Raw genomic sequence first — 18152 nt, forward strand, 5'->3', positions numbered from 1 at the left:
CAAAAAGGTCCTGGGAGGTGCGCGCTCGAGCGCGCACCTCCCAGGACCGTGATCGTGGCCTGCGTTCAGAGCGGGATGTTGCCGTGCTGGCCTCGGGTCTGCGGCGCGGAGGCGATCGCCGCAGCCAGAGCTGATCGCGTCGCGGTCGGTTCGACGATCTCGTCGATGACCCCGATCTCCAGCGCCCGCGGCAAGCCGCCGGCCAGCTTGGCGTGCTCGTCCGCCAGCTCGTTCTCGACCTGCGTGCGCTCGGACTCGTCGACCTCGGCGAGCCGACGGCGGTGCAGGATGCGCACCGCAGCGACATGACCCATCACGGCGATCTCGGCCTTGGACCAGGCGAAAACCTTGGTCGCACCCAGGGACCGCGAGTTCATCGCGATGTACGCGCCGCCGTAGGTCTTGCGGGTCACCAGCGTCACGCGCGGCACCTTCGCCTCGGCAAAGGCGTGCAGCAGCTTGGCACCGCGGCGTACGACGCCGTCCCACTCCTGGCCCGCGCCCGGCAGGTAGCCGGGCACGTCCACGAGCACGATCAGTGGCACACCGAATGCATCGCACATCCGCACGAACCGCGCGGCCTTCTCGGCCGATGAGGAGTCGAGACAGCCACCGAGCCGCATCGGGTTGTTGGCGATCACTCCGACGGTGCGCCCACCGAATCGACCCAGAGTCGTGACGATGTTGGGCGCCCAACGCGGGTGCAGCTCAACGGAACTCGCCACATCGTCGAGGACGTTGTCGACGAGCGGATGGACGTCGTACGCCCGCTTCGCCGACTCGGGGAACGTCGCCGCAAGGTCGCGGTCCTCCACAGCGGCCGGGTCGAGCTCGCCCTGATCGGCGAGCAGCGAGGACAGCTGGCGACCCCGCTCGAACGCCTCCTCTGTCGTCTCGGTGACCACGTGCACGACGCCTGAGCGGCGCCCGTGCGGCTCCGGCCCGCCGAGTCGGAGCGCGTCGACGTTCTCGCCGGTGACCGACCGGACAACGTCGGGTCCGGTCACGAAGATGCGGCCGTCCGGACCGAGGATCACGATGTCGGTCAGTGCCGGACCGTACGCCGCGCCACCGGCGGCTGGGCCGATGACGACCGAGATCTGCGGGATGACACCCGACGCGCGAGTCATGATGGCGAAGACTTCGCCGACTGCATGCAGCGACACGACGCCCTCGGCCAGGCGCGCGCCGCCGCAGTGCCACAGACCCACGATCGGTACGCCGTCAGCGATAGCACGCTCGTACGCCGCCAGGATCACCTTGCAGCCCTCGACCCCCATGGCGCCGCCCTGGATCGTGGCGTCAGAGACGAAGACGACGACCCTGGAGCCATCGGCGGTGCCGATGGCCGCCAGCATGCCGCTCGCGTTGTGCTTGGTGATGAGCTCCATCGAGCCGTCGTCGAGGAACTCCCGCAGACGGTTGACGGGGTTGCGAGGATCGTCCGCCGAGCTCACCTTCGGGCGCAGCGAGGCCGAGACCAGCGCAGAGGCGGCGCTCGGCGGACGGGACGACATCAGATGCTCTTCACGACGACAGCGATGTTGTGGCCGCCGAATCCGAAGGAGTTGTTGAGCGCCGCGATGTCGCCGTCCGGGAGCTTGCGGTGGTCACCGGTGACGACGTTCAGCGGGATGGCCGGGTCCTGGTCCGTCAGGTTGATGGTCGCGGGGATCAGCCGCTCGTGCACCGTCTGGATCGTCAGCACCGTCTCGAGCGCGCCCGCCGCACCGAGCAGGTGACCGGTCATCGACTTGGTTCCTGTCACCGCGATGTCATCGACGGCGTCGCCGAACGCGCGCTGGATGGCGTTGGACTCGGCGAGGTCACCGACCGGGGTCGAGGTGGCGTGCGCATTGATGTGGATGATGTCCGCAGGCTTGAGACCGGCCCGCTCGACCGCCTCGAGCATCGCCCGTGCAGCGCCTTCGCCCTCAGGCTCGCCAGCAGTGATGTGGTACGCGTCGGAGGACATCCCGATGCTCGCCAGCTCTGCGTAGATCTTGGCGCCGCGAGCCTGCGCGTGCTCGTAGGACTCCAGCACGATGATCGCCGCGCCTTCGGCGAGTACGAACCCGTCGCGGTCCGTGGCATAGGGGCGGGACGCGCCCGCCGGGTCGTCGTTGCGGGTCGAAAGTGCTTGCATCGCAGCGAAACCCGCGATCGGCAGTGGGTGGATCGCAGCCTCGGTGCCACCGGCGACCATGACGTCGGCGCGGCCCTGGCGGATCATCTCCGCGGCGTAGCCCATGGCCTCCGCGCCGGACGAGCAGGCAGACACCGTGGTGTGAGCCCCGGCGCGCGCCTTGAGCTCGAGCGAGACGTTGCCGGACGCCGTGTTGGGCATCAGCATGGGCACGGTCAGCGGGTAGACGCGACGCGGCCCCTTCTCCTTGAGCACGTCGTACTGCGCCAGAAGGGTGTGCACGCCACCGATGCCCGTACCGATCGCGACGCCGAGGCGTACCGGATCGATCTCCGGGGCACCGGCATCAGCCCAGGCCTCGCGGGAGGCGATCATCGCGTACTGCGCGGACGGGTCCATGCGACGGGTCTCGACGCGCTTGAGCACATCGGCCGGATCCTGCTTGATGGTGGCGGCGAAGGTGACGGGCAGGTCGTACTGCTCTACCCAGTCGAAGTCGAGGGGACGGGCGCCGGAGGTGCCCGCGAGCAGCGCGTCCCAGGTCTCGGTGGCGCTGCCACCGATCGGCGTGGTGGCGCCAATACCGGTGACGACGATGCGCTGGTCAGCGCTCATGTGGGGTGCTCCTAGAGATCGGTGGCAGGCGGCGGGTCCGCCGCGGTGGGGCCGTACGTCATTGGGCGGCCCCACCGCGGCAGTCGTGCGGTCAGCCCTGCGCGCCCTTGATGTAGCTGACGGCGTCGCCGACGGTCGACAGGTTCTTCACGTCGTCGTCGGGGATGCGGACGTCGAACTTCTCCTCGGCGTTGACCACGATGGTCATCATCGACAGCGAGTCGATGTCGAGGTCCTCGGTGAAGGACTTCTCCGGCTGGACCTCCTCGGTCGCCAGACCGGTCTCCTCGTTGATGATGTCGGCAAGGCCGGCCAGGATCTCCTGCTCGGTCTGGGCCATCGTTGACTCCTTCTCGGTTGTACGTCGAGTCTCGGTTGCGAGCACGTCGCTCGAACCGCACTGCTGTGCTGCGGGCTGACCCGGATTACCCGCCGGGTCGACGGGAGCTATCAGGGCAAGACCACGACCTGCGCGGCGTAGACGAGGCCGGCGCCGAAGCCGATCTGGAGGGCTAGTCCGCCGCGCGGCACCTCACCCTCGCGAAGCATCCGCTCGGTGGCCAGCGGGATCGATGCGGCCGAGGTGTTGCCGGTGTCGGCGATGTCACGCGCGACCGGGATGTCCTCGGGCAGCTTGAGCTGCTTGAGCATCGCGTCGATGATCCGCATGTTGGCCTGGTGCGGGATGAACGCGTCCAGGTCGGCCGCCGTGATGCCGGCCTTGTCGATCGCCTGCTGGCAGACCGGAGCCATGCTCCAGACGGCCCACCGGAAGACGGACTGGCCGGCCATCAGCAGGCTCGACGGCTCGAGCTCGGAGTCCTCGACCTTGCCGTTGGTGATGTCGGTCCAGGACTCGCGCTGCCGGATCGCGTCCCACTTCTCGCCGTCCGAACCCCAGACGGTCGGGCCGATGCCCGGGACGTCGGAGGGCCCGACCACGGCCGCGCCGGCGCCGTCGGCCAGGATGAAGGACGTACCGCGGTCGCGTTTGTCGGTGATCTCGGAGAGCTTCTCGACACCGATCACGAGGACGTACTCGGCGCTTCCGCCGCGCACCATGTCGCTCGCGAGGGCGATGCCGTGGCAGTAGCCGGCGCAGGCTGCTGAGACATCGAAGGCGGGTACGCCGTTGGCGCCGAGCCGGGTTGCGAGCAGGGGAGCGGCGGCTGGGGTCTGGTAGGGGTGCGTCACCGTCGCGACGATGATCGCGCCGAGCTGCTCGGCAGAGATGCCGGCCATCTCGAGTGCGGGGTGAGCGGCCTGCTCGGCCATGTCCACCACGGTCTCGTCCTCGCGGGCCCACCGTCGGGTCACGATGCCGGAGCGCTCCTGGATCCACTCGTCCGAGGAGTCGATCCAGGTGCAGACCTCTTCGTTGGTGATGACCCGCTCGGGTCGGTATCCACCGACGCCACGGATGCGCGAGTGGCGCGCGCCGTCACCTGAGACGAGAGTCCCGGTTCCCTTGGGTGCCAACGACATTGGTCACGCTCCTTGCGGGTGTAGACGAAGCAGGGGCTGGCCGGGGGAGACCGGATCGCCGTCCTCGACGAGCCACTCGATGACGCGGCCGCCGTGCGCCGACGTCACGGTGAAGCGGTCACGCAGGGTGGCGATCTCTGCGACCACGCTGCCCGGCTCGACGACGGTGCCCTCGACGGAGTGGTCGAAGGAGACCACGCCCTTCGACGGCGCGATCACCAGACGCCAGGTCGGGTCCATGGCCGTCTCGGTGCTGCCGTGCTCGCGCACCATGCGGTGAGCGGTCTCGAGATCGTCCGGGGTCTTGAGGGCCAGCAGCTCGACGCCGGGAAGGGCGCGCTTGGCCAGTCCGGTCAGGGTGCCCGCGGGCGGGATCTCGATCAGACCGGTGACACCCATCGACTCGAAGGTCTCCATGCACAGGTCCCACCGGACCGGGTTGCTCACCTGCGAGACCAGACGCTTGAGCACGGTGCGGCTGTCATGGACGACCTGGCCGTCGGCGTTGCTGACCAGAGGTACGCGTGGGTCGTGGGTGCTGATCGCTCGCGCATAGCCGCTCAGGACCTCGACGGCCGGCGCCATGTGCTCGGTGTGGAACGCACCTGCCACCGGGAGCGGGATCACGCGGGCCTTGGTCGGCGGATCGGCCTTGAGCGCGTCGAGCTGCTCGAGCGTGCCGGCCGCGACGACCTGACCGGCGCCGTTGATGTTGGCGGGAGTGAGACCGTGCCGCTCGATGACGGCGACCACCTCGTCGGCGTCGCCGCCGAGCACGGCGCTCATGCCGGTCGGACGGGCTGCGCTGGCGGCGGCCATCTGGCGGCCTCGCTCGCGCACCAGCACCATGGCCTGCTCGGCGCTCATGACGCCGGCGGCGGAGGCTGCGGTGATCTCGCCGACCGAGTGACCGGCGCCCGCGCCGACACTGCGGAAGCCGTCGGCCGGGTGCTCGAACAACGAGAGCAGGGTGAGCAGGCCGGACGCGACGATGAGGGGCTGCGCGACGGCGGTGTCCTTGATGGTGGCCGCGTCAGAGGTCGTGCCGTGGGTGACGAGGTCGATCTCGGCGACGGCCGACAGCCAGCTGAGCCGGTCGCGGAAGCCCGGGACCTCCAACCAGGGAGAGAGGAAGCCGGGAGCTTGGGAGCCCTGTCCAGGGCAGACGACAACGAGCACCTGTCCACTCTTTCCCGACTCGCGCCCTCGCGCCCTGAACGAGTCGCACGACGCTGATGACTTGGACTTGGAGGAATCCTACAAAGAGAGGCGACTAGCCCGTCGGCCGCCCGACCGGAGCGTCGTCCGATTCATGGTCCTCGCTCGGTCGCCGCCAGCGACGAGGCTCATCGAGGAGGGCGAGAGCCAGCCCGATGCGTACGGTGAAGGCGTCGTGAGTGACCGTCAGGTCGTAGCCCGTGAGCTCGGCAATGCGACGGAGCCGGTAGCGAACCGTGTTGGGGTGCACGAACAGCAGCCGCGCCGTGGCCTCGAGCCCGCCGGTGTCGAGGAACGCCGTGGCCGTCTCCAGCAACGAGGCTCCGGTCCCCGCGAGCGGGCGCTGGATGCGGTCGACCAAGGCACTGTGGGCGCGGCTGTCGCCGTTGAGCGCGCGCTCGCCGAGCAGCTCATCGGACAGACACGGGCGGGGAGCATCCGGCCAGGCGCGGGCTGCAGCCAGACCCGACAGTGCGGCGCGCGCGGACCGGCCGGCGGCGTACACATGAGGCACGACCGGGCCCACGACGATCGGTCCCGGGCCCCACCTGGCCTGCATCTGCGACACCACGCCGAGCGGGTCCTCGATGCTCCCGAGAACTGCCATCAGCCGATGCCCCTGCACTGCGGCCAGGCCCTCCACACCACGCCGATCTGCCTCGGAACGCAGGGCATCCACGACTCCGGCCTCGCTACCGCTCGGCGCCTCACCGGCCACCACGACGATGTTGGAGACCGTGCCCCAGCCCAGTGCGGCGACGCGTGACTGCAACGAGTCGTCGGCCTCGCCGCGCAGGATCGCATCGACGACCAAGGACTCCAACCGAGCGTCCCAGGCGCCACGTTCCTCGGCGGCCTGGGCATAGACCTGAGCGGCCGCAAAGGCGATCTCGCGAGAGTAGTGCAGGACCGCCGCCTGGAGCTCGGCTTCCTCGCCCGGGGCCGCGATCTCATCGACGTGGGACTCGACGACATCGATGACGGTGCGCACCAGGTCGAGCGTCTGCCGGAGGCTGATCGAGCGGGTCAGCTCGCGCGGAGCCGAACCGAAGACGTCGATGGTGCCGGCGGGTGTCGTCGTGGGATCGCGCACCCAGGAGATGAAGGCGCCGATACCGGCCTGCGCGACCAGGCCGACCCAGCTGCGGTCCTCGGCCGACAGCGCTCGGTACCAGTCGTGGGTCGCCTCCATGCGCTGGGCCGCGGCGGTCGACAGGGTGCCCGCGTGCCGTTCGAGGCGCTGGCGAGTTGCTGCCGAACCGAACTCCGTGGGGCCGCTCATAGGTCTCAGGGTAGGCACCTCTTTGTGGGGAAGGCACAGATAGGGCCCTGACCGACGTGATGTATCACACGCCACATGGCCCGGCTCCTGGGTTGCATCGGGACCATCGAAGGTTCCGCCGTTCCGGGGGGAGACGTGATGTCAAACGACGAATCACTACCAGAGCTGGATCCGAACGACGGTTCAGAATCACCGCCTGGCTCGACCGAGGGGTCTGAGACGGAGTCGACTGAGGTTGAGGCTGAGTCGACTGAGGGGTCTGAGGCTGAGCCGACCGAGGTTGAGGGCGAGTCGACCGAGGTTGAGGGCGAGTCGACCGAGGGGTCTGAGTCGGAGTCGACTGAGCCTGCCGAGGGCGAGGAGCTGCACGCGGAGTCGCCAACAGTCGGCGACCTGGAAGGCGGATCGGACGATCTGCCATCGGAGGTGCTGGCGTTCAACGACTTCGACACCAGCTGGATCGATGAGGGGGTGGCCTAGCCATGGGCGACATCGGCGAGATCGTGAACACCACGACTCAGATCTTCAAGATCCTCGACAACAACGTCACCACCAGCATGGGCAAGCTCGCAACCGCGCTACCCAAGGACGTGGACGCACTGGCCACGGACGGCAACTGGGTCCGGCGCGATCACGCCATGATCCTGCCGTTGGTGTGGCCCGCGAAGTACCCCGAGCTGAATGACGACGATGTCGTGAACCTCGGCCTGATCTGGACCTACGGCGGCAGTGTCAACGGCGAGGGTCGGTACATCAAGGATGCCGAGGCGTTCGCCACCGTCGGGCACATCTCACTCGGCTACACGATTGATGTGTCAGTCCGGTTCGCGGACACCGGCACGCCGGTCGGCGACGAACCCATCGCGATGATCACGGGCACGTTCAACGTGCGCCAGCGTCGCACTCTCATCGGCGAACTGCCCTCTTGCGTCATCGGATTCACTCTGATGGGCGACGGCCGAGGAACGATGAAAGAACTCAAGATCCGCTGAACAACCCGGAAGGACAACCATGCCCGGCAACGACCTACAGATCACGGGCGGCATCACTCAGGCCCTGCTCGATGCTCTCAACCAGATCCACACATCCATCACGGCTGGACTGGTCGGCCCTGATGGCCAGCCGTCCAAGACAGCGATCTACATGCATCTTCCGGTCGGTCAGCCGGTCGACCCGAAGATGTACGCCAACCCATGGACCCCGGCGGGCGGCTCCGCCTACGCCGCCGTGACCAGCACGGGAGCCTTCACCCCGGCGGCGCCGCCGCCCGTGGCCGACGCAGACGCCAAGCCACCGGCTCAGCAGCTCGCGGCGATTCCGGCACCGGACCCGAAGCTGCAGCTGGCGATCAGCAGTGCGTTCAACACCGCGCAACGAGTCGACAACATGCTGATGGTGACCGACAAGGGAGTCGCGGTCGCGTGGCCGCAGCGCACGGTCAGCATCGAGTACTTCACTGCGCTTGAGGGCATGCAGGCGGAGCCCATCCCGGAGCCGTCGGACGAGATCAAGAAGCGCATCGCGGACGCGGAGAAGACCCTTTACACGCTCGACGCGGACGGCAACTTCACGGGTTACACACCCCGGCATGCGTCCTACCGTCACAACCAGAAGGCTCTGGCTGACGCACGTAGTGAACAGGCCCTCGCCTACAGCCAGGCGATGGCCGATCCCGTTGCGGGACAGGCGTGGCCAGTGACCAGCGCGAAATACGAGAACGCGGTCACGCAGGCGTACAACGACTGGCGTGACATGGGCGGCCAGGAGATCGAGGACGCCATCAACACGCTGCAGTCCGTCGGCGGGAGCGCGGCTGCGGCACTGATCGCCAAGGCGCGCAAGATGTTCGACGACTACAGCGTCGGTCTCGGCGGGGCGGTTTCGACGAAGGTGCCGTGGTCGTACATCGACCCAGTGTCCTGGTGGGACCACAGCAACCACGACTTCGGCGCGATGCGGATCACCGCGAAGTCCAGCCAGTACCAGGCCGGCGGAGGCGGGGGAGAGCACAGCTTCGCGCACTCCTTCTATCGGGACGAGTCGTCGTCGAACTCCGGGAGTGCCGGGTTCAGCTTCTTCTGGGGTGTGTCAGCCGATGCATCGCACTCGGAGACGAGTCACGACGACGGGACCAACACCGACACCTCGGGCTGGACCGAGCATCACGACCAGTCCTCATCAGCCACAGTGGAGTTCGAGTGGTTCATGGCGAGCATCGAACGGCCGTGGCTGCTGGGCGACCTCTTCCATATGGACGGGTGGTACCTCGCGGGGCAGAAGAAGGGAGCCATCAGTGACGGAACCATCGAAGGCCAGATCGGCGACGTCCCGAAGCTCCTGCCCATGATTCCGAAGTCGTTCGTGGTCGTGCGCAACGTCAAGATCACGTCCGACTCGTGGGGAAGTCTGGGCAGCTCGTTCCAGAACGCTGTGGACAGCAGTCAAGGTCACACCGACAGCAGCTCGACGTCGTACGGCGGGTCTGTGGGCTGGTTCGGTCTGGGCGGCTCCTACCAGCACTCGGAGTCGGATGCGAACGGGGCCTTCACCACGACGCACGACGGCTCGAACGGTTGGTCGTACACCTCGACCGCCACGGGCGGCACGCTTGAGCTGCTCGGTGCTCAGATCGTCGGGTGGGTCGGGCAGATCCAGCCCGTGGCACCACGCGTCGACGACCCCAACATCGGCAAGGAGCAGGTGGACAAGCCTGCTCCCGACCCGGCGAAGGCGGACGGCGACAAACCGGCCGCTCCGGCACCGGCCGCTCCGGCACCGGCCGCTCCGGCACCGGTACCGGTACCTGCAACGCCCGTGCCGAACGCCTGAGTGAGGGAGGTACGCCATGACTGGGAACAGCGATCAGCTGGCTGTCCTGGGCCAGCAGGTTCTCGACGCCATCATCACGACGTACCTCCCGGACTCGGGATCCGCGCTTGCCCTGGCTCTCCATCCAGGGCAAGCGCTCGCCGACGACCTCGTGCAGGCCGGCGAGACCAACCCGCTACGCCTCTCGGAGTGGATCGCTGACCAGTACGACTACCCGTTGTGGCTCAAGCGCTCTGATGGCTCGTCGGTGTCGGCGTCCGTGGTGGGAGGCATCCCGGCCAAGGCCGCGTACCTGAACATGGTGCCGTGGGCGTGTCCGAGCGTTCCCGCGGACTCGACGTCCTACCCGCGGCTGGCGGCGTTGATCGCGCAGGCTCGAAAGGACCTTGGTGACACTCCCGAGACGCTCCCTTTCGGTTGCGAGCCAACCGATTTCGCCGAGCCGACCAGTCCGGCGTGGCACGTCTTCGACACCAAGATCACCAGCACGTCGAGTATGACCAAGACCGTCCATCCGGAGTCCGCGCCGGTGATCGGGGTCAACCCAGACCTGTGGAAGCTGCGTCCGGTGACGGCGCAGGTGTTGGACGCCCTGCCTGATCGGGCCGTTCAGCTGGAGGACCAGAGGAAGCTGCTGGAGGAGATGACGACGATCCCGCGGTACGAGGTCGCTCAGCGGGTGCGCGACATTCCCTGCCCCGAGGACTATGCGACGCCCGAGGTCCAGGCGCAGGTGGAGGTGGCCACGGAGGTCGTCCAGCCGCCCGAAGAAGCGCAGGTCGCCGCGGAGGTCGTCCAGCCACCCGAAGCGGTCGGCGAGACCGCGGTCACCGGCGTTGCCGATCTCCAGCTGGATCAGCCGTTGGCAGCTCGGGGGATCGCAGGGTTTGCCGGGCTCCGTACGACGCTGGCCCGGTCCGACGTCGCGCTCGACCGGATGGCCGTGGCAACGGCCGTGGCCGCCGCAGAAGAACCGCCCGCACCCGTGCGCGCGATCCGTTTCGACACCGCTGTCGCCGAACAGCTGACGCAGCTGCAGACTGCCGATCTCGTGGCCGCACCTGCGGTCACCGAGACGACGACCGAGAGCAGCGAGCTGCATGTGCACTTCGAGTACTGCCTGCTCACGATCACCCGTCGATTGGCCGGAAACCGTTGGTGGCACCAGGAACTCGTGGCCGAGGACGACTGGTTCGTGCCCGGGATGAAACGGGGCGACATGGTCAAGGAGTCGACGCAGGAGGGCTACGCCCACTGCCTGCCGCAGGCCCTTCTCGTTGTACGCAACGTCAGCCTCACCGGGTCCTGGACCGATGCAGCGCGGGAGTCGATGACCAACGCGATCTCCTATGTCGGCCCCTTCCTCGCCAGCGTTCCGGCCGCAGCAGAGGCGAGCACGGCCAGTGCCGAGCAGGTGACGGTGCTGGGCATCGGCGTACAGGTGATCGGAGAGCTGTGCGCGCCCTTGCCGCCCTTGCCACCGCAGGACGATCCGGCCCTGGTTCAGTGAGAGTGACAGTCCGAACCGTCGTACGGTCACCTTGTGGTTGCTTGCCATGCGGCCGTTTGTCACCCGGAGTGCGTCAATCCGCGGTGTGATGAGCGCATGGATCGTCGAACCTTCACCGGACTCGCCGCTGCTACCGTCGCGGGCGTGGTCGCTGCACCTGGGGCCGCTGCGGCCGCCCCCACCCCTCATTCCCAGAGCTCAGGTCGACCGGGCCATCACACGAGGCCCATCGTGGTCGGTCACCGCGGCGCGTCGGGCTACCGGCCCGAGCACACGCTCGCGTCCTACACGCTGGCTGCGCACATGGGTGCCGACTTCATCGAGCCCGACCTGGTCATCACCAAGGACGGCGTGCTTGTCTGCCGGCACGAGCCGGAGATCAGCGGGACGACGGACGTGTCCAAACGGCCGGAGTTCGCTGCTCTCAAGAAGACCAAGTCGCTGGATGGTGTCGCGACCACGGGCTGGTTCGTCGAGGACTTCACGCTGGCCGAGCTGAAGACCCTGCGCGCGATCGAGCGGCTGCCCGCGCTGCGGCAGCACAACACGACCTACGACGGGTTGTGGGAGGTGCCGACCTTCGAGGAGGTCCTGCAGCTGCGCAAGCGCCTCAGCCGTGAGCTGGGTCGGGAGATCGGGGTCTACCCCGAGACCAAGCACCCGACGTACTTCCGCACCCAGGGTCTGCCGCTCGAGGAGCGCCTCGTCGGGCTCGTCCGCCGTTACGGCCTGGACCGGGCCAAGGCGCCGATCTTCATCCAGTCGTTCGAGCTGAAGAACCTGCAGGACCTGCGGCACCGGCTGCATGTGAAGGCTCCGCTGGTCTTCCTCACCTCGGCCAGCGGCGGGCCGTTCGGCGACGGACGGACGTACGCCGAGCTGCTCACCCGAGCGGGTATGGCGACGTATGCCAAGGACATCACCGGGCTCGGTCCGGACCAGGCGCAGATCATCCCGCGCAAGGCCGACGGCAGCACCGGTCCCGTCACGACGCTGGTCGCGGACGCGCACGCCAACGGGCTGCAGGTCTGCCCCTACACGGTGCGCGCCGAGAACGTGAACCTGCCGGCGAACTACCGCAAGGGCACCAAGGACGACGACTTCGGGCGGGTGCTGGACTACTTCGCGGTGCTGTTCGGCACGGGCATCGACGGGCTGTTCAGCGATATGCCCGACCTCGCCGTGCTGGCCCGCGACCTCCTCTGACCCACCGCTGGTCGAGTAGCCGGAGGCTCGTTCCTCGTCTACTCGACCAGCGGTTTGGTGTCAGGTGGCGGTGAAGATGGTGGCCGCGCCGGTGTAGGTCCGCTCGCCGTCGTACGGCTCGATGGTCCGGGCGGCCTCCGGCGCGAACGAGGCGATGTACGCCGTCGCCGCGGCGTGGTCGGCGACCGCCTGGGTGGCATGGTGCTCGGCCTCGACCTGCTCGAAGTGTCGTCGCAACGACGGCTCACCGTTCTCCGAGGAGAACTGGCTGATGAGCGGGGCGAGACCGGCTGCGGCGCGGAGGTCGGCGGTGTGGGCGTTGCCGTTGGTTCCGGCGACGAACGTGCCACCAGGTCGCAGGACCCGGCGAACCTCGGAGAGCGTCCGATCGAGCTCGGGCACGTGGTAGAGCATCCACATCGCACAGACCGCATCGAACGAGCCATCGGCGAACGGCAGGTCGGTCGCATCGACCACCTCGGCCTGGACACCTCGCTCCAGGGTGAGCTCGACCATGCGGGCCGACTGGTCGGTTGCCGTCACGGTCGCGTCAGGCAGGGCTGCTGTGAGGTGAGCGGCGAACTCGCCTGTGCCACAACCGATCTCGAGCACCGTGGACGGCTTGACCTCAACGATGCGGGCCAGCGCGAAGTCCTGAGGTTGCAAGCCGTCAGGCGTTCCGCGCCAGATCGAGCGGCGCGCGTTGAGCGGCGACTCGTCGGCGTACTGCCGTCGGACTTGGGTGCGGTCACTACCGATCGTGGTGCTCTCCGTCATGGCCAGCACGCTAACCGGCCAGAACACCGTTCACATGCTGAACGGACCACCTCAGGGGGCGGTCCGTTCAGCATGTCGGGAAGTGCTAAGACTCGCCGCCGGCGTTGCCGGACGTGCCTGCCGTGACGTCGAGCAGCTGGTACTTCTCCGCCGCCTGGCGTGCGGCCTCAGCGGGCATCTCACCGCGGTCGGCGAGCATCTGCAGGGCACGCACGGCCATCGACGGTCCGTCGATGTGGAACGCCCGCCGCGCCGCCGCGCGGGTGTCGGAGAACCCGAACCCATCGGCACCGAGCGAGGTGAAGTCCTGCGGTACCCACTGCGCGATCTGGTCCTGAACCGCCCGCATCGAGTCCGAGACGGCGACCACCGGGCCGGGCGCGTCCTTCAGGCGCTCGGTGACGTAGGGCGTACGCCGCTCGTCCTCCGGGTGCAGGAAGTTGTGCTGGTCGCTGGCCAGGCCGTCGCGGCGCAGCTCGGTCCAGGACGTCACCGACCACACGTCGGCGACGACGCCGAAGTCGTCCTTGAGCAGCTGCTGTGCCTCAAGCGCCCACGGCACTCCGACGCCCGAGCCGAGGAGCTGCACGCGACGGGCGTCCTTGCCCAGACCCTCCGTGCTGCCCTCGTTGATGCGGTGCATGCCGCGCAGGATGCCCTCGGTGTCGACGTCCTTGGGCTCGGCCGGCTGCACCATCGGCTCGTTGTAGACCGTCATGTAGTAGATGACGTCCTCGGGGTTGTCGCCGAACATCCGGCGCAGGCCGTCTTGAACGATGTGCGCGATCTCGTAGCCGTAGGCCGGATCGTAAGCAACCACAGCGGGATTCGTCGACGCGAGCAGGTGGCCGTGCCCGTCTGCGTGCTGCAGGCCTTCACCGGTCAGCGTGGTCCGGCCGGCTGTCGCACCGATCATGAAGCCACGCGTCATCTGGTCGGCAGCGGCCCAGATCGAGTCGCCCGTCCGCTGGAACCCGAACATCGAGTAGAAGACGTAGACCGGCACCATCGGCAGACCGTGCGTGGCGTACGACGTCCCGGCCGCGGTGAACGCTGCGATCGAGCCGGCCTCGTTGATGCCGAGGTGCAGGATCTGACCCTGCTCGGACTCTTTGTACGCCAGCATCAGCTCGGCGTCGACCGAGGTGTAGTGCTGCCCGTGCGGGTTGTAGATCTTGGCCGTCGGGAAGAACGAGTCCATCCCGAAGGTGCGCGCCTCGTCCGGGATGATCGGGACGATGTGCTTGCCGAAGTCCTTGTCCCGCATCAGGTCTCGCAGCACGCGGACGAACGCCATCGTGGAGGCGACCTCCTGCTTGCCGGAGCCCTTCTTGGCCACGGCGTACGCGGAGTCGCCCGGGAGCTTGAGCGAGGGCGACGTCGTACGACGGCTGGGCACCCCACCGCCGAGCGACCTGCGCCGCTCGAGGAGGTACTTGATCGCCGGGTCGTCGTTGCCGGGGTGGTAGTAGGGCGGGAGGTAGGGGTTCTCCTCCAGCTGTGCGTCTGTGACCGGGATGTCCATCGAGTCACGGAAGGTCTTGAGGTCGTCCAGCGCGAGCTTCTTCATCTGGTGCGTCGCGTTGCGGCCGGCGAAGTGCGTGCCGAGGCTGTAGCCCTTGATCGTCTTGGCGAGGATCACGGTCGGCTGGCCGTGGTTGGTCATGGCGGCGGCATAGGCCGCATAGACCTTGCGGTAGTCGTGGCCACCGCGCTTGAGCTTCCACCAGACGTCCTCGTCGGACCAGTCCTTGACCATAGCCGCGGTGCGCGCGTCGCGTCCGAAGAAGTGCTCGCGTACGTATGCGCCGTCGTTGGCACGGAACGTCTGGTAGTCGCCGTCCGGGGTGTCGTTCATCAGGTGGACGAGGGCGCCGTCGCGGTCCTGGGCGAGCAGCGGGTCCCAGCCGCGGCCCCAGACGACCTTGATGACGTTCCAGCCGGCGCCGCGGAAGAAGGACTCCAGCTCCTGGATGATCTTGCCGTTGCCGCGAACCGGTCCGTCGAGTCGCTGCAGGTTGCAGTTGATGACGAACGTGAGGTTGTCCAGTGACTCGTTGGCAGCCAGCTGGAGCAGTCCGCGCGACTCCGGTTCGTCCATCTCGCCGTCGCCCAAGAACGCCCAAACATGTTGCTGGCTGGTGTCTTTCAGGCCCCGGTTGTGCAGATAGCGGTTGAGCTGGGCCTGGTAGATCGCGTTCATGGGACCGATGCCCATGGACACCGTCGGGAACTCCCAGAAGTCCGGCATGTTGCGTGGGTGCGGGTAGGACGGCAGCCCGGCCGGCTTGCCGTCGACCTGGTGCGAACGCTCCTGACGGAACCCGTCGAGCTGGTCGGCCGTGAGCCGTCCCTCGAGGTAGGCGCGCGAGTAGATGCCGGGGGAGGCGTGACCCTGGATGAAGATCTGGTCGCCGCCGCCCGAGTGGTCCTTGCCCCGGAAGAAGTGGTTGAAGCCGACCTCGTAGAGCGTCGCCGCGGAGGCGTACGTCGAGATGTGACCGCCGACGCCGATGTCGGGGCGCTGCGCCCGGTGCACCATGATGGCGGCGTTCCAGCGGATCCAGGCGCGGTAGCGGTGCTCGACCTCCTCGTCGCCCGGGAACCAGGGCTCCGCGTCGGGGGAGATCGTGTTGATGTAGTCGGTCGCGGTCAGCGACGGCACACCGATCTGGCGCTGTCGAGCCCGCTCGAGGAGCTTGAGCATGACGTAACGCGCCCGGGCCTGACCGCCCTGATCGATGGCAGCGTCGAGGGAGTCCAACCACTCCTGGGTCTCCTCGGGATCAATGTCCGGGAGCTGACTGGGGATGCCGTTCAGGATCGGTCCTGCGTCCTTGCGTGACACGGTCTGTGTCCTCTCTCGCGTGCTGGCTCTGCGGGCAAGTCTGCTCCCCAGATGCCCGGTCCGCGACGCCGGGAGGGTTACCCGTGAGTACTCCGATCGGCCTACGCCGGTCGCCTCCGACGGGGGCAGCTGAGGTGGGATGGTTGCAAAGCGCGGCGCTTCCTAGTGGACTACGCATCAACTTCACGCACAGAGAGAGGTAGGTAGGGCTGGTGAACGAGACCGCAGGGACGACACCCGCGGCCAAGCTCGGCTTCGAGGACGGGCAGGTTGTCCAGGAGCTGGGTTGGGACGAGGACGTCGATGAGTCGCTCCGCGACCAGATCGAGGACGCTGCCGGATCACCGCTGGAGGACGAGGAGTACGACGGGATCGTTGATGCCGTCATCCTCTGGTTCCGCGACGGCGACGGAGACCTGACCGACGACTGTGTCGACGCTCTCACCAATCTCGGCGAGAAGGGCTTCGTGGTGCTGCTGGTGCCCAAGGCCGGACATCCCGAGCACGTTGACGCCAGCGACATCCAGGAAGCCGCGCAGACGGCCGGCCTGAAGGCGAGCTCCTCGACCAAGGCCGGCGACGACTGGATCGCGACCAAGCTCGTGCAGGGTGGCATCGCCAAGCAGCGATGAGACCTGAGACAGGTGCTCGCGCACCGGCGTTCTCCCTCAAGGACCAGTTCGGCCAGGACACCACGCTCGCATCCCTGACCCAGGAGCGAGCGGTCCTGCTGGTGTTCTACCCGTTCGCCTTCTCCCGGATCTGTACCGGAGAGCTGGCGGCGATCCGGGACGACCTGCCGCACTTCGACAACGAACGGGTGCAGACCGTCGGGGTCTCGTGTGACCCGATGTTCACGCTGAAGGCCTGGGCCGACGCCGAGGGTTTCGACTTCCCTCTGCTGTCCGACTTCTGGCCGCATGGTGTGGCGGCCCGGGCCTACGGCGTGTTCGACGAGCAGTCGGGCATGGCCGTACGCGGGACGTTCCTGGTCGACCGCGACGGCGTCGTGCGCTGGGCACTGGTCAACGGGCCCGGCGAGGCGCGCGACTTCGGCGGCTTCCACGAGGCGCTGGCGACGTTGGACACCTGAGCCGACTAGTCTGTCCTCCGCTCCGCCGCACAACGTGGCGGCGCACCGTTCATCGACGATGGCGGCCCCGGTGAGCCTGCGAGCCGGGACGCAGGAGGAGATGGACGAGAAAGCGCACGAGGGCCTGTAGCTCAGCTGGTAGAGCACCGCGTTTACACCGCGGGTGTCGTCGGTTCGAACCCGGCCGGGCCCACACAGCAGTCATGTTCGGCGCAGCTGCGCCGAACATGACCGACCAGGGGAGTGCGCACGATGACGACGAGCGGCACCACGCTGTCCGAGGTGCTCACCGTCCTCGACGGGCTCTACCCGCCCGACACCGCCCAGTCCTGGGACCAGGTCGGGCTGGTGTCGGGAGACCCGGCCCAGCCCGTACGCCGGATCCACCTGGCCGTCGATCCCACCTTGGCGGTGATCGAGGAGGCGCGTGAGGCCGGAGCCGACCTGCTGGTGACGCACCATCCGTTGCTGCTGCGCGGGGTCCACTCGGTCGCGACCACGTCGGCCAAGGGCGCGAGCGTCACGGCTCTGGTCGTGGCCGACCTCGCGCTCTATGTCGCTCATACCAACGCCGACGTCGCCCGTCCTGGCGTCAACGACGCGCTCGCGGCAGCGGCCGGGCTGACGGCGACCGAGCCGCTCACCGTTCGTGAGGGTCAGTCGCTCGGGCTGGTGGGCGACCTGTCCGTGCCGATGACCCTGCAGGCCTTTGCCGCGATGCTGGCGGCGGCGTTGCCAGCGACACCGGTCGGCGTACGGGTCTCGGGCGATGCGGACGCCGAGGTACGCCGGGTGGCCGTGCTCGGCGGCGCCGGAGACGATGCGTTCGCCGAGGTACGCGCCAGCGGGGCCGACGTCTACGTCACCGCCGACCTTCGTCATCACCCGGCGCTGGAGGCCCGCGAGGAAGCTCGTGGCGGGCCGCCCTACCTGGTCGATGCCGGTCACTGGGCCACGGAGTCGTTGTGGCTGGAGTCCGCGTCGGAGCGGATCCGTCACGAGCTCGGCGGTGCAGCGGCTAGCGTTGAGGTTTACGTGTCGACACTGCGGACCGATCCCTGGGACTTCCTGGTCGCGACCAGCAGCACGACATCGCCTGAACAACGAAGTGGAGGCCCCCGCTGAAAGCCGACCTCAGTCGCC

The 18152-nt window shown here is 68.0% G+C and carries 16 protein-coding genes and 1 tRNA gene; 9 read left to right on the top strand and 8 right to left on the bottom strand.

Translation table 11 applies throughout. The features are described 5' to 3' along the window. Window positions 1-65: 65 nt before the first annotated feature. From VV02_RS13205 to VV02_RS13230, 6 genes are all read right to left on the bottom strand, one after another. Window positions 66-1517, bottom strand: coding sequence for an acyl-CoA carboxylase subunit beta (locus VV02_RS13205; protein ID WP_179945361.1), 1452 nt, complete (start codon window positions 1515-1517; stop codon window positions 66-68). Beyond that, the gene (gene fabF / locus VV02_RS13210; RefSeq protein ID WP_052592092.1) at window positions 1517-2761 is read right to left on the bottom strand and encodes a beta-ketoacyl-ACP synthase II; all 1245 of its coding nucleotides are present in this window, start codon (window positions 2759-2761) and stop codon (window positions 1517-1519) included. Before fabF ends, VV02_RS13205 begins: the two co-directional genes overlap by 1 nt. 91 nt (window positions 2762-2852) lie before the next feature. Further along, window positions 2853-3101, bottom strand: coding sequence for an acyl carrier protein (locus tag VV02_RS13215; RefSeq protein WP_052592094.1), 249 nt, complete (start codon window positions 3099-3101; stop codon window positions 2853-2855). Window positions 3102-3211: 110 nt separating this feature from the next. Next, window positions 3212-4246: a beta-ketoacyl-ACP synthase III gene (locus VV02_RS13220; RefSeq protein WP_052592097.1), complete on the bottom strand. Its 1035-nt coding sequence runs from the start codon at window positions 4244-4246 to the stop codon at window positions 3212-3214. 3 nt (window positions 4247-4249) lie between these two features. Beyond that, window positions 4250-5425: an acyltransferase domain-containing protein gene (locus tag VV02_RS13225; RefSeq protein WP_052592100.1), complete on the bottom strand. Its 1176-nt coding sequence runs from the start codon at window positions 5423-5425 to the stop codon at window positions 4250-4252. Between the two features lie 94 nt (window positions 5426-5519). Continuing rightward, window positions 5520-6746 (bottom strand): PucR family transcriptional regulator, encoded by a 1227-nt coding sequence (locus VV02_RS13230; RefSeq protein ID WP_052592102.1) that lies wholly within the window; start codon window positions 6744-6746, stop codon window positions 5520-5522. 75 nt (window positions 6747-6821) lie between these two features. On the opposite strand from VV02_RS13230, the gene VV02_RS13235 reads away from it, so the two are divergent. From VV02_RS13235 to VV02_RS13255, 5 genes are all read left to right on the top strand, one after another. Next, the gene (locus VV02_RS13235; RefSeq protein WP_157063401.1) at window positions 6822-7226 is read left to right on the top strand and encodes a hypothetical protein; all 405 of its coding nucleotides are present in this window, start codon (window positions 6822-6824) and stop codon (window positions 7224-7226) included. Between the two features lie 2 nt (window positions 7227-7228). After that, window positions 7229-7738, top strand: coding sequence for a hypothetical protein (locus VV02_RS13240; RefSeq protein WP_052592106.1), 510 nt, complete (start codon window positions 7229-7231; stop codon window positions 7736-7738). A gap of 19 nt (window positions 7739-7757) precedes the next feature. Next, the gene (locus VV02_RS13245) at window positions 7758-9575 is read left to right on the top strand and encodes a hypothetical protein (RefSeq protein ID WP_052592109.1); all 1818 of its coding nucleotides are present in this window, start codon (window positions 7758-7760) and stop codon (window positions 9573-9575) included. Window positions 9576-9591: 16 nt separating this feature from the next. Continuing rightward, entirely contained in the window at window positions 9592-11085 is a 1494-nt protein-coding gene (locus VV02_RS13250) for a hypothetical protein (protein ID WP_052592111.1), read from the top strand. A gap of 96 nt (window positions 11086-11181) precedes the next feature. Then, window positions 11182-12291: a glycerophosphodiester phosphodiesterase gene (locus tag VV02_RS13255; protein ID WP_052592113.1), complete on the top strand. Its 1110-nt coding sequence runs from the start codon at window positions 11182-11184 to the stop codon at window positions 12289-12291. A 60-nt stretch (window positions 12292-12351) separates the two neighbouring features. Here VV02_RS13255 and VV02_RS13260 read toward each other — a convergent pair whose 3' ends face one another. Beyond that, on the bottom strand, window positions 12352-13068 hold the full coding sequence (locus VV02_RS13260) for a class I SAM-dependent methyltransferase (protein WP_157063402.1): 717 nt from the start codon (window positions 13066-13068) through the stop codon (window positions 12352-12354). An 85-nt stretch (window positions 13069-13153) separates the two neighbouring features. Next, window positions 13154-15916 (bottom strand): pyruvate dehydrogenase (acetyl-transferring), homodimeric type, encoded by a 2763-nt coding sequence (aceE, locus tag VV02_RS13265; protein WP_052592116.1) that lies wholly within the window; start codon window positions 15914-15916, stop codon window positions 13154-13156. A 212-nt stretch (window positions 15917-16128) separates the two neighbouring features. On the opposite strand from aceE, the gene VV02_RS13270 reads away from it, so the two are divergent. The 4 genes from VV02_RS13270 to VV02_RS13285 all read left to right on the top strand — a co-directional run bounded on the left by VV02_RS13270 (window position 16129) and on the right by VV02_RS13285 (window position 18134). Continuing rightward, complete coding sequence (locus tag VV02_RS13270) at window positions 16129-16548, top strand: DUF3052 domain-containing protein (RefSeq protein ID WP_052592118.1); 420 nt, start codon at window positions 16129-16131, stop codon at window positions 16546-16548. Next, window positions 16545-17009: a peroxiredoxin gene (locus VV02_RS13275; RefSeq protein WP_052592120.1), complete on the top strand. Its 465-nt coding sequence runs from the start codon at window positions 16545-16547 to the stop codon at window positions 17007-17009. The genes VV02_RS13270 and VV02_RS13275 overlap by 4 nt, the downstream gene beginning before the upstream one ends. Window positions 17010-17129: 120 nt before the next feature. Further along, a tRNA-Val gene (locus VV02_RS13280) sits at window positions 17130-17202 on the top strand. Between the two features lie 59 nt (window positions 17203-17261). After that, a complete protein-coding gene (locus VV02_RS13285) occupies window positions 17262-18134 on the top strand; it encodes a Nif3-like dinuclear metal center hexameric protein (protein ID WP_052596976.1) in 873 nt (290 codons plus the stop codon). The last annotated feature ends 18 nt before the right edge of the window (window positions 18135-18152 follow it).

The sequence above is a fragment of the Luteipulveratus mongoliensis genome, assembly GCF_001190945.1.
GTDB lineage: Bacteria > Actinomycetota > Actinomycetes > Actinomycetales > Dermatophilaceae > Luteipulveratus > Luteipulveratus mongoliensis.